The organism is Arthrobacter sp. TJ-178 (assembly GCF_058269275.1).
Genome location: NZ_JBZCNK010000005.1, coordinates 372,603 through 392,366, shown reverse-complemented (window position 1 = coordinate 392,366; position 19,764 = coordinate 372,603). Strand labels below are relative to the sequence as shown.

Sequence of the window (19,764 nt, the reverse complement as noted above, 5' to 3'; positions counted from 1 at the left end):
TGGATTCCGGCGCCCGTATTAGTGCTGGCCCGGGATCTGGAAGTTAAAGACGGAGGTGTCGAAGCGGTTGTAGGCTTCATAATCCACCAGATCGTACAAACGCGCACGGGTGAGCATATTGGGCACATCGTCCTGCTGGGTGCCCTTGGCCTTGATGGTGTCCAGCGTGCGCTCGGCGGCACCCATGGCACTGCGCAGCAGGGTGACCGGGTAGATCACCATGTTCACGCCCACCGAGGCCAGCTCGTCATAGCTGAACAGCTCGCTCTTGCCGAACTCCGTCATGTTGGCCAGGATCGGCACGTCGACGGCGTCGCGCATGGCGGCGAATTCCTCCAGCGTCTTCATGGCCTCGGGGAAGATGGCGTCCGCTCCGGCCTCGACGAGCGCGCGGGCACGGTCCTGGGCGGCTTCGAGGCCGTCCACGGCGCGGATGTCGGTGCGGGCCATGATCAGGAAGTTCGGATCCCGGCGGGCATCGGCGGCGGCACGGATCCGCTTGGTGGCGGTGTCCAGGTCCACGACGTTCTTGCCGTCCAGGTGGCCGCAGCGCTTCGGGTTGAACTGGTCCTCGATGTGGCAGCCGGCCAGGCCCGCGTTCTCGAGTTCCTGAATGGAACGGGCTACGTTCATCGGCTCACCGAAGCCGGTGTCGGCGTCCACGATGGCAGGCAGGTCCGTCATCCGGGCGATCTGCCCGGCGCGGGTGGCCACCTCGGTCAGGGTGGTCAGGCCGATGTCCGGCAGGCCGAGATCATTGGCGAGGACCGCGCCGGAGATGTAAACGCCGTCGAACCCCTTTTCCTCGATCAGGCGGGCAGAGAGCGGGTTGAACGCTCCCGGGAACTGCTGGAGCGTGCCGGAGGCAAGGCCTTCGCGGAAGGCAATGCGCTTGGCTTCGGGAGTGACGGAGGAGTACAGCATTTAGAAGAGTCCCTTCGGGGCGTTGGCCGGGTCAATGACGCCGTCGGCTGCGGTGATGTTCAGCTGGTCCAGCTCGCCGGCGGCCAGTTCGGGCAGGCGCGCGGCGGTGGTCAGGAACCGCTCGATCTCCTCTTCGGAGACCAGGCCGGCGGCCAGGGTGCGGAACTTGTTGATGTACTGCTCGCGGGCAAACGGTTTGGCGCCCAGCGGATGCGCGTCGGCGACGGCGATTTCATCGGTGATCTCGGTGCCGTCGGTCAGGACGATGGTGACCTTGCCGCCGAAGGCCTTTTCGTTGATGTCCAGCGAGTGGTAGCGGCGGGTCCATTCCGGATCTTCCACCGTGGTGACCTTGTTCCACAGCTCCACGGTGTCCGCGCGGCCGGCACGCTCGGGCGCGTAGGAATCCACGTGGTGCCAGGAGCCGTCCTGCAGGGCAACGGTGAAGATGTACGGAATGGAGTGGTCCAGGGTCTCGCGGGAGGCCGTGGGATCGTACTTCTGCGGATCATTGGCGCCGGAACCGATGACGTAGTGGGTGTGGTGCGAGGTGGCGATCAGCACGCTGGCCACCTTGGAGGCATCGGCTGCCTCCGGGTGTTCGCGGTGGATCTTGCGGGCCAGGTCAATCCAGGCCTGGGCCTGGTACTCGGCGGAGTGTTCCTTGGTGTAGGTGTCCAGGATGGCGCGCTTGGCTTCGCCGGGTTCGGGCAGCGGAACTTCGTAGGCGGCGTCGGGGCCGTCCAGCATCCAGGCAATGACGCCGTCTTCACCCTCGTAGATCGGGGTGGGGGAGGTCTGTCCGCGCATGGCGCGGTCCACGGCCTCCACTGCCATCTTGCCGGCGAACGCCGGAGCGTGGGCCTTCCAGGTGGAGATTTCGCCCTTGCGGGACTGGCGGGTGGCGGTGGTGGTGTGCAGCGCCTGGCCCACGGCCTGGAAGATGGTGTTGACGTCCAGGCCCAGCAGGGTGCCGATGCCGGCGGCTGCGGACGGGCCGAGGTGGGCAACGTGGTCGATCTTGTGCTTGTGCAGGCAGATCGCCTTGACCAGGTCAACCTGGATTTCGTAGCCGGTGGCGATGCCGCGGATCAGATCGGCTCCGGAGGCGCCGGTGTGCTGGGCGACGGCGAGCAGCGGGGGAATGTTGTCACCGGGGTGGGAGTACTCGGCGGCCAGGAACGTGTCGTGGTAGTCCAGTTCACGAACGGCAACGCCGTTGGCCCAGGCTGCCCATTCCGGAGAGGTCTTCTGCTCGACGCCGAACACGGCCGAACCGTTGCCGTGCGCGGAGGGGGAGAAGGACAGTGCCTGGGCGCGGGCGGCGACGATGGGTCCGCGGTTCAGGGAGGCGACGGCCACCGAGGCGTTGTCGATGATGCGGTTGATGACCATGTCCGTGACCTCGTCAGTCACGGCAACGGGGTCAGCGGCGACCTCCGCGATCTTATAGGCCAGCTGGTCTTCGCGGGCCAGGTTCTCATCGCTGCGGTGGACCCGCACCTTATGGAGATTCATGGGATGTCCTTTCGGGACGTGGTGTTTGCTTTGCTGTGGAACGTTCAGTGGTGCCGGCCGACTGCGGATCAGCGGCGGCGAGGAAGTGTTCAAGGCTCTTGTGCAGGTGAACGGATGTGGCAGCCGATGCCAGGGCAGGATCACCGGCAGCGATGGCCTCGGCAATGGTGGCGTGTTCGCCGGCGGTGGCGAGCAGTCTGCGGGGGTTGTCCTTGGCCAGCCGGCGGACGCGGGCCAGGTGCAGGCGCACGTTGGCCAGTGCCTGGGTGAGGTAGGCGTTCGCCGCGGCGGAGTCGATGGCCTCATCCAGGCGGGCCACGAGGGCGTAGTACCCGGAGCGGGACGGATCCGTCCCGGAGTCCTCAACGATGAGGTCGGCCGCATTCTCGAATTCCCGCCGCAGTCCGGCGAAGACTTCCGGAACCCCGCGGGTGGCGGCCAGCGCGGCAGCTTTGCACTCCAGCGCCTGGCGCAGCTCAAAGAGATCGGTCACGGTTTCCGGCGAGATGGAGGTGACGACGACGCCGCGCCCGTTGTGCGGCGCGGCCAGCCCGTCCGCAGTCAGCCGGCTGAGGGCTTCACGGAGCGGGGTGCGGGAGATTCCCAGACGCTGGGACTGTTCCACCTCACCCAGAACGGTTCCCGGAACAAGCCTGCCGGCCACGATGTCTTCGCGGAGCGCCCGGTAGGCGCGGTCACTGGCCCTCACAGGTGCTCCTTTCCAGCGGCGGGCAACCTGCTGGCAGGCGGTCCGAATGTGATGTTGCTCATCAGTGTATACACAACCAGACCTACTCGGCGCTAAAAGCACCCGGGGCGCGTCGTTGCATGGCGTCATGTATACACGGGGCAGTTGTAAGCCGCATACGCACTGCCCTAAGGTGATGGCTATCACATCGAATCGAGGAGGATTCATGAGCTCTGGCCTGGATGCAGGAAATGAAGCACCCGTGACCGCTGCCGCCCGCCCCCAAGGCACTGCCGGGGCAGCGGACGCCGGATATGCGCAGGCCTATGCCCGCAGCCTCGAAGATCCCGAAAGCTTCTGGCTGGAGGCTGCCTCCCTCGTGGACTGGGACAGCGCTCCGCAGCGTGCCCTCGACGATTCCGCCGCTCCGCTCTACCGCTGGTTCCCCGACGCGTACCTGAACACCAGTTACAACGCCCTGGACCGGCATGTGGCCGCCGGCAGGGGAGAGAGCGCAGCCCTCATTTATGACTCCGCGATGCTGGGAACCTCCCGCACCTACAGCTACAACCAGCTTTTGGCCGAAGTGGAAACCTTTGCCGGAGTGCTCCGCGGGCTAGGGGTGAAGGCCGGGGACCGGGTCATCATCTACCTGCCCATGATTCCGCAGGCGGTCATTGCCATGCTGGCCGCAGCCCGGCTGGGTGCCATCCACTCCGTCGTGTTCGGCGGCTTTGCCCCCAAGGAACTGGCAGCGCGCATCGACGACGCCACACCCGCCGTCGTCGTCACCGCCAGCGGCGGGATGGAGCCCAAGCGCACCGTGGAGTACCTCCCCAACGTTGCTGCCGCGCTCGCCGCCGCAACGCACCGTGTGAACCATGTGGTGGTTGCCGAACGCGAGGGATTCACCCACAGCGTCTCCGAGTACGACGGCGCGGACGGCGCCGCCTGGCACGACTGGGATGCGCTCGCCGCAAAGGCGCAGCCCGCCGGGCCGGTCTCCGTAGCCGCCACGGATCCGCTGTACATCCTGTACACCTCCGGAACCACCGGCGCGCCCAAGGGGGTGGTGCGCGACAACGGCTCCCACGCCGTCGCGCTCGCCTGGTCCATGCGCAACATTTACGACGTCGGCCCGGATCAGGTGATGTGGACCGCCTCGGACGTGGGCTGGGTGGTGGGCCACTCCTACATTGTGTACGCGCCGCTGATCGCCGGAGCCACCACCGTGCTGTACGAAGGCAAACCCGTGGGGACGCCCGATGCCGGCGCCTTCTGGCGGGTGGCGGACGAGCACCGGGTGGATGTCCTGTTCACTGCACCCACGGCGCTGCGGGCCATCCGCAAGGCGGATCCTGATGCGGCCCTGATGGAGAACTATGACCTGTCCGTGCTGCGGACCCTGTTTGTCGCGGGGGAGCGGCTGGACCCGGAGACCTTCGCCTGGGCAGGGCGGGCGCTGGATGTGCCCGTGGTGGACCACTGGTGGCAGACCGAAACCGGCTGGGCGATCTGTGCCAATCCGCTGGGGCTGGAACAACTGCCGGTCAAAGCCGGTTCCGCCACCGTGCCCGTGCCCGGATTCTCGCTCGCGATTGTGGACGGCTCCGGTGCGGAGGTCCCCGCCGGGCAGGAGGGCAACATTGTGCTGCGCCTGCCGCTGCCGCCGGGTACGCTCACTACACTGTGGGGCAGCGATGACCGCTTCCGGTCCTCCTACCTGGAGATCTTCGAAGGCTGCTACACCACCGGGGACTCCGGTTACGTGGACGAGGACGGCTACGTATTCGTGATGGGCCGCACCGACGACGTCATTAACGTCTCCGGGCACCGCCTCTCCACCGGTGCAATGGAGCAGATTGTGGCATCGCACCCCGCCGTGGCCGAGTGCGCCGTGATCGGAGTGGCTGATTCCCTCAAGGGCCAGCGGCCGTGCGGGTATGTGGTGCTGAAGGCGGGCTCTGTTGTGGGGGTGGAGGAGCTGCGCGCGGACCTGGTGAAACTGGTGCGCGAATCCATCGGGCCGGTGGCCGACTTCAAGGACGTACAGGTGGTGGAAGCGCTGCCCAAGACCCGCTCCGGCAAGATCCTGCGCAAGACCATGCGCCAGATTGCCGACGGCGATGCCTACACGGTGCCCTCCACCATCGAGGATCCGGGGGTTATCGATGCGCTGCTGCCGCTGCTGCGTCCGGGCATGTGAGGACCCCGGCGGCTTGTGCGCGTCTAGGCGGTCGCGATCCAGTAGCGGCGCTTGCCGTGACGGATGTCCTCCAGGATGCCGCCGTTCTTCTCGATGGTTGCCCGGGACCCGGCATTGTCTTCATCGCAGGTGACCAGGACCGGGGAGATTCCCAGCGAGTAGGCGAAGGGCAGGGCGTTTCTCAGTGCCTGGGCGGCGTGTCCGCGGCGGCGCGCTGACGGCCGCACGCTGTAACCGATGTGACCGCCTTGGTTCAGCAGAAAGTCGTTCAGCTCATGCCGAATGCCCAGGAACCCGATGACGGTTTCATCCTCGACGATCCACAGATGGGTGCAGGGAACGTAACCGGGCTTAAGGACAGTGCCCGGCACGGCCTGAGCCTTGAGTTCCGCCACGAACCGCCGGAATGCGCCGGGATCCCGCAGGTCTTCCAGCAGCCATTCTTCGCCGCCTGCCCCGTCCCGGTGGGCGCCCTCGAAGTCGGCGGCACACTCCAGCCAGGCGGCGTGGAACTTTTCATCCGGATGCATAAGAGAAGCCATCCGGCGATAGTACTGGCGCGTGCCTCCAGGGTCCTGCGCCGCGCCGGCGGGAGGCATCGGCACTGCTGTACGGTCGGGAGCCACTCCAGCAGCTACCGCCGCCAGTGATACTCCAGCTCGGGCCGGCCGCGGGTGCCGTAGCGGGGATTCCGGGCCACTGCCCGCTGCTCGTCCAGATGCTCCAGGTAGCGCCGGACAGTAATCCGGGACATCGTCAGCGCGGCGGAGACCTCACTGGCCGACATGGGGGCGGAAGCATTCTTCAGCGTCTCTGACACCGCCTCGAGCGTTTCGGGTGACAGGCCCTTGGGCAGTGCTGCAGCCACACTGGGACGAAGGGCGGCCAGGGCACGGTCCACCTCCGACTGGGTGGCGGACAGGCCCTGCCCGGCAAGGTTCAGGTGGTATTCGCGGTAGGAGGCCAGCTTGGCGCTGAATGCCGAAAACGTGAACGGCTTGATGAGGTACTGCGCAATCCCCGCGGACATGGCGCTGCGGACGACGGCGAGATCCCGGACTGCGGTAACGGCAATGACATCGGCGGGGACCCCGGCGCCGCGGATCCGGCGCAGGACATCCAGCCCGTGCAGGTCCGGGAGGTTCATGTCCAGCAGGATCAAATCCACCGCCGGCCCGGAGGTTTCACCGCCGTGTACGGGCAGGCCTCCGTCCGAGACGGTGCCGCTTCGCCCGGTGGCGGAGGCATTGAGGAACGTGATGGCCTCGGTGCCGGTGTGCACGACGCCGGCCAGTGCAAATCCCGGGCTGCGGCGCACATACTCCGCGTGCGCCTGCGCCGCTATGCCCTCGTCTTCCACCACGAGGACGCTGATGTCCCGGTCAGTGTTCATGGCTGGCCGCCACTGCGAGGGGGAGTACGACCGTAAAGCAGGCGCCGCGGCCCGGCTGTCCGCCCGGGTCAAGCCGGAGCGTGCCGTCCAGCCGCAGCACTGCTTGGCGGACCAGCGGCAGTCCGATGCCCCGTCCGGTGCCTGAAACACCACCGGTGCCGGAGGGGAGCAGCACCTTGGGATCCTTGGTGCTGAAGCCCTGATGAAATACCTGTTCCGTGGAGAGTTCCGGAATGCCCGGGCCATTGTCCTGCACCGTGATCTCGAAGCCGGGGGCGCCGTCGTCGTCCTCCACCAGGGCAAACCGGGCGCTCACCGTTGGCGCCCCGGCCCCGGACACGGCGTCGAACGCGTTGTCGATCAGGTTTCCCGCTATGGTCACCAGCTCTCCCGGGTCCAGTCCCAGCGGAGTGCCGGTTTCAGATCCGGCCGCAGAAAGATCGATGAGCAGGCTGATGCCGCGCTCGCGGGCCTGGACCGCCTTGCCGGTCAGCAGGGCGGCGAGGGCCGGTTCGCCCACGGCGGCGACGACGTCGTCCGCGAGCTGCTGGGACTGCTCCAGGTCCAAGGTGGCGAACGCCAGGGCATCCTGGGGGCGGTTCAGCTCGATGAGGGAGACCAGCGTATGCAGCCGGTTCGCGTGTTCATGTGCCTGCGCCTGGAGCGCTTCGGTCAGGGTGTGCATGGACTGCAGTTCTCCGGTCAGTGCTTCTATGTCGGTGTGGTCCCGCAGCGTGGTGACCGTACCTATGCGTTTTGGCGGCGCGGTCCGCGCCGAGCCGCGCAATATCCCCTTGGGCGCCGGCGCGAGGACCGGAGACTGGTTCACCACCAGGATCCGTTCACTGGCAAAGTGGAATTCATCTTCCGCCGTGCGGCCGCCGCGCAGCAGCTCGGCGAGGGGAAGCGGCAGGCCCAGCTCCCGGGGATCCCGGGGCCGGTCACCGCGCTCGGCCGGGAGCCCCAGCAGTGCGGCTGCCCGGTTGTTGTACAGCACCAGATCACCGTCCCGGTTCAGCAGCAGCACTCCTTCACGCAGTGAATGCAGGGCCGAGTCGTAGAACGCAAACATGCTCAGCAGTTCATCCGGCCTGCGGTCCGAGGTGGTGCGCCGGAGGTAGCGGCTGAGCGCATACGCAGCGAGCGTTCCGAAGGCCAGGGCGGCCACGGAAATCAGGAAGACTGTTGGCAGCTCGGCATTGCGGGCGACGGCGACGCGGTCAACAGTGATGCCCGCCGCCACCAGGGCCTTCACCTCGCCGTCGGCGCCGAGGACGGGGACGACGGCGCGCACGGACGGTCCCAGGGTGCCGGCGTAGGTTTCGGTAAAGGACTTTCCGGCAAGTGCCTGCTCCACCGAGCCCAGATAGGGCTTGCCGATCTGGGCTTCGTTGCGGTGGGTGAACCGGGTGCGGTCCGGTGCCATGACCGTGAGGAAATCGATCCCGGATGCATCCATCACATCCTGCGCGTAGGGCTGCAGGTTGGCGCCGGGCGGATTGGCGGTCACGGATTCCAGGACCAGCGGATCCGCGGCCACGGTTCCGGCCACGGCAAGCATCATGTCTGCGGTTTCTTCAAAGCTGTGGCGCTCGGCCTGCTGGTAGAGCGTCCAGGACAGCCCTGCCGAAAAGCACACAATAAACACCAGCTGCCCCACAAGCAGCCGGCTGGCCAAACTCCATTTGCGCAATGATCTTCTTTCCTGCTTGGTGCCTTGACGGCCGGTATGCCCCGGATTAAGTTCCCGGGCCGGGAACAGTATGACCACAATCGTGACAGTGGTCACAGGGGCGCGACACGATGGCTGCTGAAGACTTATTGTTCCCGGCGATTTCCGCACGGCTCCGCACCCGGAGAACCGCAGTCCCGGTGCCGCTCAGGAACAGATCAGCAACCAAGCCTAGGAGCAGCACAGCATGGCATCTGCCACCATTTCCGGACGCGCGGGCTCACCGAAGAGCCCGCGCAAGAAGGACAAGACACACTTTCTGTACATCGCGGTTATTCTCGCGGTGGTCCTCGGTGCTGCGCTGGGACTGATGGCGCCTGAGTTCGCCAAGGGCCTGAAGCCGATCGGGACCGCATTCATCTCGCTCATCAAGATGATGATCGCGCCGATCATCTTCTGCACAATTGTCCTCGGCATCGGCTCGATCGCCAAAGCAGCCACCGTGGGCAAGGTGGGCGGCCTGGCCCTGGGCTACTTCATTGTCATGTCCACCTTCGCCCTGGCCATCGGCCTGGTGGTGGGAAACCTGATCCACCCGGGCGAGGGCCTGGACCTGGCCGCCGGCGCTGAGAACGCCCCGAAGGCAGCCGAAGACGCCGAAGGCCTTTCCGGCTTTGTCCTGAGCATCATTCCCACCACGCTGCTGGCTTCGCTCACCGGCGAAAGCATCCTGCAGACCCTCTTCGTTGCACTGCTGGTCGGTTTTGCCCTGCAGAAGATGGGTTCCGCCGGAACCCCCATCCTCACGTTCATCGGCCACCTGCAGAAGCTGGTCTTCCGCATCCTGGTCATGGTGATGTGGCTGGCGCCCGTGGGTGCCTTCGGTGCCATTGCCGCCGTCGTCGGCGAAACCGGAATCGAAGCCATCAAGAGCATGGCCGTGCTGATGATCGCCTTCTACATCACCTGTGCACTGTTCATCGCCGTGGTCCTCGGCAGCGTCCTGAAGGTCTGCACCGGGGTGAACATCTTCAAGCTCATGCGCTACCTGGGCCGCGAGTACCTGCTCATCTTCTCCACGTCTTCCTCCGAGGTCGCCCTGCCGCGGCTGATCGCCAAGATGGAGCACCTGGGTGTTTCCAAGCCCGTGGTTGGCGTGACCGTGCCCACCGGATACTCCTTCAACCTGGACGGCACCGCCATCTACCTGACGATGTCCGCCCTGTTCGTGGCCTCCGCCATGAACATGCCGCTGGAACTCGGCGAACAGATTTCCCTGCTGGTCTTCATGATCATTGCCTCCAAGGGAGCCGCCGGCGTCACCGGCGCCGGCCTGGCCACCCTGGCCGGCGGACTGCAGTCACACCGCCCGGATCTGGTGGAGGGCGTTGGCCTGATTGTCGGCATCGACCGCTTCATGTCCGAAGCCCGTGCGCTGACCAACTTCACCGGCAACGCCGTCGCCACCGTCCTGATCGGTACCTGGACCAAGGAAATCGACAAGGAACAGGTCACCGCGGTGCTGAACCGCGAACGACCGTTCGACGAATCCACGATGGAAACGGATGGCCACGGGGAACAGCAGGCTCCCGACGCCGAGCTGGAAACCACCGCGGTCCGCTAACCGCACGGGTTCCATAACCGGATTCAGTCCGGCGCTAAGGGCGCTTCCGCTACCTGCGGAGGCGCCCTTCGCCGTATCCACCGTGCCGTACCGGTTGCTGTACCCGGCTCCGCACGGCGGTTAGGGTGGCGTCCAAGGAGCTGTCTGTGCGGCAGCCGTCGCAGCTGGACCCGCCGGAAGGTTGGATCATGAAGCCCGTCCCGATGCAGGAAATCTACCGGGGTGCGTTGGTGCCGGTGCTGGCCGGAATTGTGCTGCTGAGTCTGGCCTCGATCTCCGTCCTGCTCGCATCCGATCCGCCGAGCATCCAAAGGGTGGATCCCCGGACGGTGCTCCTCGTCGAAGTGGCCTTGCTCGCCCTGGCCGGCGTGGGCATCCCGATCGTTCTCCTGCTAAGCAAAACGTTGCGCCGTGAGCCCCGCATGGCGGTGAGCGCCGCCTGCGTGGCAGCGCTCATGGTGCACGCCTTCGTCCTTGGCGAGCCGGTCCGGAGGGGAGTCCAAGGCGTTGCTTCCTCCGTTGCCGCCGCCCTGGCCTTCGTTTTCTGCATCGTGGCTTTGCTCGCCGTGATGGAACGCCTCGATGCCCAACGGCAGTGCAGATGAGGTGCCCGCAGTGCCCCAAGCCCAACGTTCGACCTCTAGTTGAGAGTAAAGGCTCGCGGGTCCTCGCGGCGCCGATTCGCGGTATAGGTGTTGCACGGCTGTAATCTTGACAGGGACAGCCGGCAGGACAGCTAGAGACGGAAGCGTGGATTAATACGTGAGCAGCGATCAGAGTTCAACAACTCTGCAGGACGCAACACTGGACGGGGCCGATTCCGTGATGGGACCGACCGGACGCCCGCTGACGGAATTCCCCGAACCTCCGGTGCTCAGCTCGCACGGTCCCGCCCGGATCATCGCCATGGTGAACCAGAAGGGCGGCGTGGGCAAGACCACGTCCACCATCAACCTCGGTGCCGCCCTGGCGGAAGCCGGCCGCAAGGTGCTGCTCGTGGACTTCGATCCGCAGGGTGCACTTTCCGCAGGCCTGGGCACCAACCCGCATGAGTTGGACCTCACCGTCTACAACGTGCTGATGGACCGCAAGGTGGACATCCGCGAGGCCATCCACGAGACCGGCATCGAAAACATCGACCTGCTGCCCGCCAACATTGACCTCTCCGCTGCCGAAGTGCAGCTGGTCAACGAGGTGGCCCGCGAACAGGTCCTGGAACGCGCGCTGCGCAAGGTTTCAGATGACTACGACGTCATCCTCATTGACTGCCAGCCCTCCCTGGGGCTGCTGACCGTCAACGCGCTGACCGCCGCCCACGGCGTCATCATCCCGCTGATCTGCGAGTTCTTCGCCCTCCGCGCGGTCGCACTCCTCGTGGAAACCATCGAAAAGGTCCAGGACCGGCTCAACCCCGGCCTCCAGATCGACGGCGTCCTGGCTACCATGTATGACGCACGGACGCTCCACAGCCGCGAAGTCATCTCCCGCCTCGTGGAAGCTTTCGGCGACAAGGTCTTCGAGACCGTCATCAAGCGGACCATCAAGTTTGCCGACGCCACCGTGGCCGCGGAGCCCATCACCACCTACGCGGGCAACCACCCCGGCGCCGACTCCTACCGCCGCCTCGCCAAGGAACTCATTTCACGCGGCGGTGCCCCCTAACCGCTGTGGCAGCAGGCATTGTGGATTCCGCGGCAACGGAACCAGCCACCCCGGCCGTCCGCGGCTTCCGGGTCCGGCTGGAGAACTTCAGCGGACCGTTCGACGTCCTCCTGGGACTGATCTCCAAGCATGAACTGGACATCACCGAAATAGCCCTCGCCGCCGTCACGGACGACTTCATCGGCTACATCCGCGCCCTCGGCAACGAAGAGCAGGCCTGGGCACTGGATGAAGCCAGCGAGTTCCTTGTTATCGCCGCTACCCTGCTGGACCTGAAAGCAGCCCGCCTGCTGCCGGCCGGGAACGTGGAGGACGCTGAAGACGTAGCTGTGCTGGAAGCACGCGACCTTCTGTTCGCCCGGCTCCTTCAGTACCGCGCGTTCAAGGAGATTGCCGGCCTCCTGGACAGCAGGCTCCGGGATGAAGCGGACCGCTTTCCGCGGCAGGTGAGCCTTGAACCGCATTTTGCGGCCATGCTCCCGGATTTGATTTGGCGCACCGGCCCGCAGGATTTCGCCGCTCTGGCCACCAAGGCGCTCACTCCCCGGGAACCGGCCCCCGCCACGGTGGGCCTGACACATCTGCATGCGCCGAAGGTCAGCGTGCGGGAGCAGACGGACATTATTGCCCGCCGCCTCATGGCAGCTGGACAGCTGACCTTCACCGCGCTGGTGGACGACGCCGGCAGCTCGGTTGCGGTGGCCCGGTTCCTGGCGCTGCTGGAACTGTTCCGGGACGCGGCCGTGTCCTTCGACCAGCCCGATCCGCTGGGCGAACTGGTGATCCTGTGGTCCGCGGCACCCGGGACCTGGCCGGCCGCCGGGGGAGCGGGCAACCTTACTGAGAGCAATCCCTTGGAGAGACATGCAGCAGAATCCGTTGGCTGAACCGGAGCTTCCGGAGCTTCCCGCCGGGCGCGGACAGGATTCCGAACCCGCCGCCGAAGCAGAAGCTGAAGCAGGATCTTTGCCGGAAACAGCAGCAGCCGAAGCGGCCGCCGACCTCCGGGCAGCGGTGGAAGCGGTGCTTATGGTGGTTGACGAACCCGTCACGCCCGAGGAGCTTGCCGCGGTCCTGGAGGTTGCGGTGCCGGTGGTGCAGGCGGTCCTCACGGAACTGCAGCGTGAGTATGACGGTTATACTGGGGGAGGACCCGGTGGCACAGTACGTAGTTTCACTTCAATGCGAGGTTTTGAACTGCGGGATGTGGCCGGCGGCTGGCGGATCTACTCCCGCGCCGAGTTTGCACCCGTGGTCTCGAAGTTCGTCCTGGGCGGCCAGAGTGCTCGTCTGACTCAGGCTGCACTGGAAACCCTGGCAGTGATTGCCTACCGGCAACCTGTATCCAGGGCGCGGGTCTCTGCCATCCGGGGTGTCAATGTTGACTCCGTTGTGCGAACCCTGGTTCAGCGCGGACTCATTGACGACGCCGGTGTGGAAGCCGAGACCGGATCAATGATGTACCGGACCACGCCGTATTTCCTGGAACGGCTGGGGCTGGGCGACCTGAACGAACTTCCGCGGCTCGCACCGCACCTGCCCGGGCTGGAAAACCTGGCTGAATTTGAAGACACTACTTACTAACCGCTACACCCGAAGGACTTTTAATGACACAGGCACCCCGCTCCGGATCAGGCCGTAACAACCCGCGCAGCGGCGGGGGAGCAGCCGGCGGCAAGTCCTTCGGCAAGGGCTCCAAGCCCGCTGGCTCCCGCACCGGCGCACCCCGCGGCGGCCGCTCCGCCCAGCGCGACCCCGGCATGAGCGCCGGCGAATTCCGCGCCAACGGATACCGCCCCCGCGAAGAATCGGCTGAGAACCGTCCCGAAAAGTTCCGCTCAGCGGCCTCACGGGCTTTTGACGGCAAGGGATCCGGCGCACCCAAGGGAGCCTCCAAGGGCTCCGGCGAGTCCCGGCCTGCCGGCTCCGGCCAGTTCAAGCCCGAGGGCTACAAGGCCGGTGCGCCCAAGGCCGCCAAGCCGTACGGCACCAAGGGCGGCGCTTCCCGCACCGGAGGCCCGCAGGCCGGCCAGCGCAAGAGCGGCGACCGAGCGTTCCGCAACGAGCGTTTCGGCCAGAACCTGGGCACTGTCAAGCGCACCACCACCCGCCGTCCGGCGAAGCCCGTCATCTCGGATCATCACGATCCCGAGGGCGTCCGCCTGCAGAAGGTCATGGCCCAGGCCGGCGTGGCATCGCGCCGCGTCTGCGAAGACATGATCCGCGAAGGACGCGTGGAGGTCGACGGTGAAGTTGTCACCGAGGTAGGCGTCCGCGTGGACCCCTCCCAGGTTGCCATCCATGTTGACGGCATGCGCCTGCAGCTGGACGAGCACTTGAAGTACTACGTCTTCAACAAGCCCAGCGGCGTGGTCTGCACCATGGATGACCCCGAGGGCCGTCCGTGCATCAGCGACTTCCTCAAGAGCACCAACAAGCACGAGCGTCTGTTCCATGTGGGCCGCCTGGACACCAACACCGAGGGCCTGCTGCTGCTGACGAACGACGGTGAGCTGGCCAACCGCCTGACCCACCCGTCCTACGAGGTTCCCAAGACCTACCTCGTGCAGGTCCGCGGGCCGATGGCGCACGGCGTCGGCGCCCAGATGCGTGAAGGCCTGGACCTCGAAGACGGCTTCGCGCAGGTTGACTCCTTCAAGCTGGTTGACTCCACTCCGGGCCACCTGCTCGTTGAGGTTGTGCTGCACTCGGGCCGCAACCGCATTGTCCGCCGCATGTTCGAGGCCGTCGGCCACCCGGTGGAGCGACTGGTCCGCACCCAGGTCGGCCCCATCCGCGTGGGCGACCAGCGCCAGGGCAGCATCCGCGTGCTCGGCCGCACGGAAGTTGGCCACCTGCTGGCCTCCGTAGGCCTCTAAGCAGTGGGCGCGGCACAGGGAACAGCTACGCACCTGTCCGGTCCCGTTCTCGTGATCGGCACCGGTCTGCTGGGCACCAGCATCGGGCTCGGGCTGCGGGCACGCGGGGTGGATGTTGCACTGTCGGACATCTCGCCGTCGACGGCGGCCGTGGCCCGGGACATCGGTGCCGGCCGCCTGCTGGAAACGGTGGAGGAAGGCTTTGCCCCCGAACTGGTTGTTGTTGCCGCGCCTCCGGACGTCACCGCGGCTCTTGCCGCGCAGGCGCTGAAGGACTGGCCCGGCGCCGTCGTCGTCGACATTGCCAGCGTCAAGGGTGCGGTGCTCGCGGATCTGCGTGCCTCCGGCGCGGACCTGAGCCGTTACGTGGGCACCCATCCCATGGCAGGCCGGGAGAAGTCCGGGCCCGTTGCCGCGCTGGGTGAGCTGTTCACCTCCATGCCGTGGGTCATCTGTGCTGCGGCCGAGAGCTCACCAGCGGCGGTCAAAAGCGCCGAGGCGCTGGCGATTGACCTGGGTGCCGTGGTCTCACGGATGAGCGCCGGGGATCATGACCAGTCCGTGGCACTGGTCTCGCACCTGCCGCAGGTCATGTCCTCGCTGGTGGCCAGCCGCCTGCAGGACACCCCCGGCCAGGCCATGGCCCTGGCCGGAAACGGGTTGCGGGACGTGACCCGGATTGCCGCCAGCGACCCCAAGCTGTGGGTGCAGATCCTCTCCGGCAACGCTCCGCGGCTGGTGGAAATCCTTTACGGCGTCCGCGACGACCTGAACCGCCTTATCTCCACGCTGGAGAATCCGGTGGCCGACGGCGCCCGGCTGGACATGGCGCAGCTGATTTCCGAAGGCAACACCGGGCAGGCCCGCATTCCGGGCAAGCACGGAGCGCCGCCGCAGTCCTTTGTGTCCTTCACCGTCCTGGTGGATGACACGCCGGGACAGATTGCCCGGCTGCTGACGGAGATTGGCGAGATCGGCGTGAACCTGGAAGACCTGCGGCTGGAGCATTCCTCCGGCCAGCAGGTGGGCCGGGCGGAAATCTCCGTCCTGCCGAGCCGGGTGCACAACTTGGTACATGAATTAAGCGCCCGCGGGTGGAAGGTAGTGCAGTGAGTGTAGAACGTAATCCGGCCGAGTTCCGGCTGGGAAAGCCTCTTGTCGTGGCCATTGACGGCCCGTCCGGATCCGGCAAATCCAGCATCAGCAGGGAAGCCGCACGCCGGCTCCGTGCGGCGTACCTCGACACCGGGGCCATGTACCGCGCAGTAACGCTGTACTGCATGGAAGCCGGCATCGACCTGACGGACGCCGCCGCCGTTGAGGCCGCCGCGCGCGCCGCGGACATCGACCTGAGCACCTCTCCCGACGCCGAGTGGGTCCGCGTCAGCGGCCGCGACGTCACCGATGCCATCCGCGAACCCAACGTGTCCTCCTCCGTCAGCGCCGTCGCCACCACGCTGGGGGCCCGGGCCGAACTGGTCCGCCGCCAGCAGCAGATGATCGCTGATTCGGGCCTGCGGATCGTGGCCGAGGGCCGGGACATCACCACCGTCGTCGCGCCCCGGGCCGAAGTGCGGATCCTGCTCACCGCCTCCGAAGAAGCCCGCCTGCGCCGGCGCGGCGTCCAGCTGGGCGGCACGCAGAGCGCGGCGCAGCTCAAGGAACAGGTCCTCACGCGTGATGCCAAGGACTCCACGGTGGTCAATTTCCAGCAGGCCGCCGATGGCGTAGTCACCATCGATTCCTCCGATCTGGACTTTGAACAGACCGTCCAGGCGGTGCTCGACGTCGTGTACACCAGCACGCACTAGGACCAACACCACACACCAAGCAGCCGTGCACCGGCAGGGCCCAAATGCCCTGCCGGTGCCGCGCGTGTTTCAATGGACTGGTGGAACTGCGGTGTTAATACCCGCGGAACCCACATACACTTACCGGGCTGAACGTCCGGAGACGGCCTGCTTGCAGTGCTGCAGACCTCAACGGAAAGAAAGCAAAAATGACTAACTCCTCATACTCCGGCGCTGCCGGCGACGAGACTGGCCAGGAAGAATACGTTCCGGCCGGAGAGGACCAGGTAAACGAACGCCTGGCCAAGATGGACGACGCCGAGACCGAACTGCGCGCCGAAACCCTGCGCGCCGGCCTGTCCGACTATGAACTTGATGAAGAAGATGCCGCGCTGCTTGAGGGCGGCTTCGAGGAATACGACGACGACGCACCCCTGCGCCAGGATCCCGTCGTTGCCATCGTGGGACGCCCGAACGTGGGCAAGTCCACGCTGGTGAACCGTATCCTGGGCCGCCGCGAAGCCGTGGTGGAAGACACCCCCGGCGTGACCCGTGACCGCGTGTCCTACCCCGCCACCTGGAACGGCGTGAACTTCACGCTGGTGGACACCGGCGGCTGGGAGCACGACGCACGCGGCATCCACGCCCGTGTGGCCGGACAGGCCGAAGTGGCCGTCGACGTCGCCGACGCCGTCCTGCTGGTAGTGGACGCCACCGTTGGCATCACCGCCACCGACGAAGCCGTGGTGCGGATGCTCCGCGGCAAGGGCAAGCCCGTCATCGTCGTCGCCAACAAGGTGGACGACATCCAGAACGAAGCCGACGCCGCCCAGCTCTGGGGCCTCGGCTTTGGCGAGCCGTACCCCGTTTCGGCCCTGCACGGCCGCGGCACCGGTGACATGCTGGACGCCATGATGGAGGTCCTTCCGGAGTACTCCGCCTACGGTGGACTGGACAAGACCGGCGGCCCGCGCCGCATCGCGCTGATTGGCCGCCCGAACGTGGGCAAGTCCTCGCTGCTGAACAAGCTGGCCGGTACCGAGCGCGTGGTCGTTGATGACACCGCCGGCACCACCCGCGACCCGGTGGATGAGCTCATTGAGCTTGGCGGACGCACCTGGCGCTTCGTGGATACCGCCGGTATCCGCCGCCGCCAGCACATGGCCCAGGGCGCCGACTTCTACGCTTCCCTGCGTACCCAGTCCGCGCTGGAAAAGGCCGAGGTTGCCGTGGTCCTTCTGGCCGTGGACGAAGTCCTCAGCGAACAGGACGTCCGCATCCTGCAGCTCGCCATCGAGTCCGGCCGCGCCCTGGTGCTGGCCTTCAACAAGTGGGACCTGCTGGATGATGAGCGACGCCGCTACCTGCAGATCGAGATCGAGCGCGACCTGGCCCATGTGGAGTGGGCCCCGCACGTGAACATCTCGGCCATGACCGGCTGGCACAAGGACAAGCTTGTTCCCGCCTTGGACAAGGCACTGGAGAGCTGGGACAAGCGCATCCCCACCGGCAAGCTCAATGCCTTCCTCGGCGAGCTCGTGGCAGCCCACCCGCACCCGGTGCGCGGCGGCAAGCAGCCCCGTATCCTCTTCGGCACGCAGGCATCCTCGCGCCCGCCGAAGTTTGTCCTCTTCACCACCGGATTCCTGGATCCGGGCTACCGCCGCTTCATCACCCGCCGCCTGCGTGAGACGTTCGGCTTCGAGGGAACTCCCATTGAAGTCAACATGCGCGTGCGCGAAAAGCGCGGCAAGAACCGCTAGCATTTGGGGCCCCGGATGCCTGTGCGGCGTCCGGGGCTTTCCCGATTCGGGAAATTCACCAATCATGGGGTAGAGTATTCGAGTTGCTTCGGCCGGAAATAAACCGGCAGAACAGCGGGTTGTGGCGCAGCTTGGTAGCGCACCTGACTGGGGGTCAGGGGGTCGCAGGTTCAAATCCTGTCAACCCGACAAATAGCCCGGCGGAACGAAAGTTCTGCCGGGCTTTTGTCGTTTAAAGTGCCGTAAAGCAACCTAGTCATCGCCTCCGAAAAAGCCGCCGTCAAGGATGCGGCTATATCGCAGACGGAGTGCGCGCTCCGTGCTCGCTGCGAGCGTTGCCAGGACAAGCCCGATGTTCGCTGTAGCCGGAAGGGTGAAGGGGCTGTAAAACGTGCCCACGTTCTCCGCGATGGGTGGGAACAGCGTGATCTGTTCGACGGCCTGGGGCACGCCCAGCACGAGGGCAAGCAAGAGGACGATCAGCGACGCGGTGCCCAAGCCACGGCTCAGCGCCGGGTTGGTTTGCTGCAGGCGGGCACGCCGGCCTTCGGCTGAGGCGGGATCGGGTACCAGTTGCTGCTCTGTTCCGTCGGACCTCACGTAGTGGCAGCGTTTGAGCCCGTAACCGCTGACCTCAACCTCGATGGTGCCGCCGGGCACCGGGAACGCGGCAGGGAGTGAAGACCGGGCTCGATTGACGCCGTTGCGGTAGAGCCGTACATACGCCTCTCCATCCTCGTCACCCCCATGCCGGACATCGACGGACCAGGTCTCCGCCTTGCCGCCCTCGCCGGAGAGGTACAGGTGCAGCAGGGAACGGGTGAACAGCTGCCACCAGCGGAAGCTCGGAAGCGCATGCCCGTCTCCGGACTTCACCGTCTTGTAAGGTGCCATTGAAGTTTCCTTCTCGGTGTTGTGTTGCCCGGACCCGGGCTGTCCAGGCGGGCAGCGGGAGCTCAGACCCCGACCACGAAGGTGAGTGCCGCCCAGATCGACACAGTGGCTACGGTGGTCCAGATGATGATCGCCACAGCCTGCCACAGCAACACCCAGCCTCGAGAGGTTCCTCCGGCGATAAGGATCGCGGAAGTGAACTGGGTCGGGATCGCGAGGGGGCCGAGGATGCTTGCGCCGGGCACGCCAAAGCGGATGAGCCACGTCTTGAAACGCTGCTGGCCCTTAGTCTCGTGCCTGGCCGGTGCCGGGTCTTCGAAAACAGCAGTTCCTGAGGAACCGGTGGAACCCGGGACAAGCGCGGGGCTTCGGAGCGCAGCCCGGTCCCTGCTCCGCTTGACGACGGCCGTGCGGGTCCGCGATGTCACCAGCACCACGATAAGCACGCACAAGAAGTTGCCGGCGGCGGCCGCAACACCTGCAACAATCGGGTTGAGCCCGCCGACCATGCCGATCAAGGAGGCTCCTTCGCCCTCAATGAACGGAACGGCCCCGGCAAACAACACAACAAAGGGCCGGATGATCTCGGGCACCTGGCCCGCAAGCTCCTGAAAGTTAACAACCAGTTCCTGGACGGGATTCATGGCTTTGATTTCCTCTCTTACGCGGGTGCCGGTTCGAGTGACAACGGGTCAGTCCCCAAATTGACGCCGTGGCCCGCAATGCGGCTGTGTCTTCAGAATGCTGCGCG

The 19,764-nt window shown here is 66.0% G+C and carries 18 protein-coding genes and 1 tRNA gene; 11 read left to right on the top strand and 8 right to left on the bottom strand.

Going from position 1 to position 19,764, the window contains the following annotated elements:
• Positions 1-18: 18 nt before the first annotated feature.
• From prpB to AC4D2Q_RS15475, 3 genes are read right to left on the bottom strand one after another with little or no spacing between them, the layout of a single operon-like run.
• Entirely contained in the window at positions 19-924 is a 906-nt protein-coding gene (prpB, locus tag AC4D2Q_RS15485) for a methylisocitrate lyase (RefSeq protein WP_490947357.1), read from the bottom strand.
• Positions 925-2,442, bottom strand: coding sequence for an MmgE/PrpD family protein (locus AC4D2Q_RS15480; protein ID WP_490947356.1), 1,518 nt, complete (start codon positions 2,440-2,442; stop codon positions 925-927).
• On the bottom strand, positions 2,429-3,151 hold the full coding sequence (locus tag AC4D2Q_RS15475) for a GntR family transcriptional regulator (RefSeq protein WP_490947355.1): 723 nt from the start codon (positions 3,149-3,151) through the stop codon (positions 2,429-2,431). The genes AC4D2Q_RS15480 and AC4D2Q_RS15475 overlap by 14 nt, the downstream gene beginning before the upstream one ends.
• Before the next feature lie 205 nt (positions 3,152-3,356).
• Between AC4D2Q_RS15475 and AC4D2Q_RS15470 the strand changes: the two genes are divergently transcribed.
• A complete protein-coding gene (locus AC4D2Q_RS15470) occupies positions 3,357-5,336 on the top strand; it encodes an AMP-binding protein (protein ID WP_490947354.1) in 1,980 nt (659 codons plus the stop codon).
• A 23-nt stretch (positions 5,337-5,359) separates the two neighbouring features.
• Here AC4D2Q_RS15470 and AC4D2Q_RS15465 read toward each other — a convergent pair whose 3' ends face one another.
• The 3 genes from AC4D2Q_RS15465 to AC4D2Q_RS15455 form a co-directional block, all read right to left on the bottom strand.
• A complete protein-coding gene (locus AC4D2Q_RS15465; protein WP_490947353.1) occupies positions 5,360-5,878 on the bottom strand; it encodes a GNAT family N-acetyltransferase in 519 nt (172 codons plus the stop codon).
• Positions 5,879-5,970: 92 nt separating this feature from the next.
• Entirely contained in the window at positions 5,971-6,729 is a 759-nt protein-coding gene (locus AC4D2Q_RS15460) for a response regulator (RefSeq protein ID WP_490947352.1), read from the bottom strand.
• A complete protein-coding gene (locus AC4D2Q_RS15455; protein ID WP_490947351.1) occupies positions 6,719-8,422 on the bottom strand; it encodes a sensor histidine kinase in 1,704 nt (567 codons plus the stop codon). The genes AC4D2Q_RS15460 and AC4D2Q_RS15455 overlap by 11 nt, the downstream gene beginning before the upstream one ends.
• Before the next feature lie 226 nt (positions 8,423-8,648).
• Between AC4D2Q_RS15455 and AC4D2Q_RS15450 the strand changes: the two genes are divergently transcribed.
• From AC4D2Q_RS15450 to AC4D2Q_RS15405, 10 genes are all read left to right on the top strand, one after another.
• Entirely contained in the window at positions 8,649-10,025 is a 1,377-nt protein-coding gene (locus AC4D2Q_RS15450) for a cation:dicarboxylate symporter family transporter (protein ID WP_490947350.1), read from the top strand.
• A gap of 188 nt (positions 10,026-10,213) precedes the next feature.
• Positions 10,214-10,630 (top strand): hypothetical protein, encoded by a 417-nt coding sequence (locus tag AC4D2Q_RS15445; RefSeq protein WP_490947349.1) that lies wholly within the window; start codon positions 10,214-10,216, stop codon positions 10,628-10,630.
• A gap of 157 nt (positions 10,631-10,787) precedes the next feature.
• Positions 10,788-11,687: a ParA family protein gene (locus AC4D2Q_RS15440; RefSeq protein ID WP_490924907.1), complete on the top strand. Its 900-nt coding sequence runs from the start codon at positions 10,788-10,790 to the stop codon at positions 11,685-11,687.
• Positions 11,688-11,692: 5 nt separating this feature from the next.
• Positions 11,693-12,574, top strand: a complete 882-nt coding sequence (locus tag AC4D2Q_RS15435; protein ID WP_490947348.1) for a segregation and condensation protein A — start codon at positions 11,693-11,695, stop codon at positions 12,572-12,574.
• Positions 12,552-13,271: an SMC-Scp complex subunit ScpB gene (scpB, locus tag AC4D2Q_RS15430; protein WP_490947347.1), complete on the top strand. Its 720-nt coding sequence runs from the start codon at positions 12,552-12,554 to the stop codon at positions 13,269-13,271. Before AC4D2Q_RS15435 ends, scpB begins: the two co-directional genes overlap by 23 nt.
• 23 nt (positions 13,272-13,294) lie before the next feature.
• Entirely contained in the window at positions 13,295-14,566 is a 1,272-nt protein-coding gene (locus AC4D2Q_RS15425) for a pseudouridine synthase (protein WP_490947346.1), read from the top strand.
• Between the two features lie 3 nt (positions 14,567-14,569).
• The gene (locus AC4D2Q_RS15420; protein WP_490947345.1) at positions 14,570-15,679 is read left to right on the top strand and encodes a prephenate dehydrogenase; all 1,110 of its coding nucleotides are present in this window, start codon (positions 14,570-14,572) and stop codon (positions 15,677-15,679) included.
• Positions 15,676-16,377: a (d)CMP kinase gene (gene cmk, locus AC4D2Q_RS15415; protein ID WP_490924912.1), complete on the top strand. Its 702-nt coding sequence runs from the start codon at positions 15,676-15,678 to the stop codon at positions 16,375-16,377. Before AC4D2Q_RS15420 ends, cmk begins: the two co-directional genes overlap by 4 nt.
• Positions 16,378-16,565: 188 nt before the next feature.
• Entirely contained in the window at positions 16,566-18,119 is a 1,554-nt protein-coding gene (gene der, locus AC4D2Q_RS15410) for a ribosome biogenesis GTPase Der (protein ID WP_490947344.1), read from the top strand.
• A 115-nt stretch (positions 18,120-18,234) separates the two neighbouring features.
• A tRNA-Pro gene (locus tag AC4D2Q_RS15405) sits at positions 18,235-18,308 on the top strand.
• 63 nt (positions 18,309-18,371) lie between these two features.
• On the opposite strand, the gene AC4D2Q_RS15400 is transcribed toward AC4D2Q_RS15405, so the two are convergent.
• Both AC4D2Q_RS15400 and AC4D2Q_RS15395 read right to left on the bottom strand, forming a co-directional pair.
• A complete protein-coding gene (locus tag AC4D2Q_RS15400) occupies positions 18,372-19,013 on the bottom strand; it encodes a hypothetical protein (RefSeq protein ID WP_490924914.1) in 642 nt (213 codons plus the stop codon).
• A 62-nt stretch (positions 19,014-19,075) separates the two neighbouring features.
• Complete coding sequence (locus AC4D2Q_RS15395) at positions 19,076-19,657, bottom strand: small multidrug efflux protein (protein ID WP_490947343.1); 582 nt, start codon at positions 19,655-19,657, stop codon at positions 19,076-19,078.
• Positions 19,658-19,764 lie beyond the last annotated feature (107 nt).

Excerpts from the sequence above, each read along its gene's own strand:
- prpB (WP_490947357.1), bottom strand. The coding sequence starts at position 924 with ATGCTGTACTCCTCCGTCACTCCCGAAGCCAAGCGCATTGCCTTCCGC.
- AC4D2Q_RS15480 (WP_490947356.1), bottom strand. The coding sequence starts at position 2,442 with ATGAATCTCCATAAGGTGCGGGTCCACCGCAGCGATGAGAACCTGGCC.
- AC4D2Q_RS15470 (WP_490947354.1), top strand. The coding sequence starts at position 3,357 with ATGAGCTCTGGCCTGGATGCAGGAAATGAAGCACCCGTGACCGCTGCC.
- AC4D2Q_RS15465 (WP_490947353.1), bottom strand. The coding sequence starts at position 5,878 with ATGGCTTCTCTTATGCATCCGGATGAAAAGTTCCACGCCGCCTGGCTG.
- AC4D2Q_RS15460 (WP_490947352.1), bottom strand. The coding sequence starts at position 6,729 with ATGAACACTGACCGGGACATCAGCGTCCTCGTGGTGGAAGACGAGGGC.
- AC4D2Q_RS15450 (WP_490947350.1), top strand. The coding sequence starts at position 8,649 with ATGGCATCTGCCACCATTTCCGGACGCGCGGGCTCACCGAAGAGCCCG.
- AC4D2Q_RS15445 (WP_490947349.1), top strand. The coding sequence starts at position 10,214 with ATGAAGCCCGTCCCGATGCAGGAAATCTACCGGGGTGCGTTGGTGCCG.
- scpB (WP_490947347.1), top strand. The coding sequence starts at position 12,552 with ATGCAGCAGAATCCGTTGGCTGAACCGGAGCTTCCGGAGCTTCCCGCC.
- AC4D2Q_RS15425 (WP_490947346.1), top strand. The coding sequence starts at position 13,295 with ATGACACAGGCACCCCGCTCCGGATCAGGCCGTAACAACCCGCGCAGC.
- der (WP_490947344.1), top strand. The coding sequence starts at position 16,566 with ATGACTAACTCCTCATACTCCGGCGCTGCCGGCGACGAGACTGGCCAG.
- AC4D2Q_RS15400 (WP_490924914.1), bottom strand. The coding sequence starts at position 19,013 with ATGGCACCTTACAAGACGGTGAAGTCCGGAGACGGGCATGCGCTTCCG.
- AC4D2Q_RS15395 (WP_490947343.1), bottom strand. The coding sequence starts at position 19,657 with ATGAATCCCGTCCAGGAACTGGTTGTTAACTTTCAGGAGCTTGCGGGC.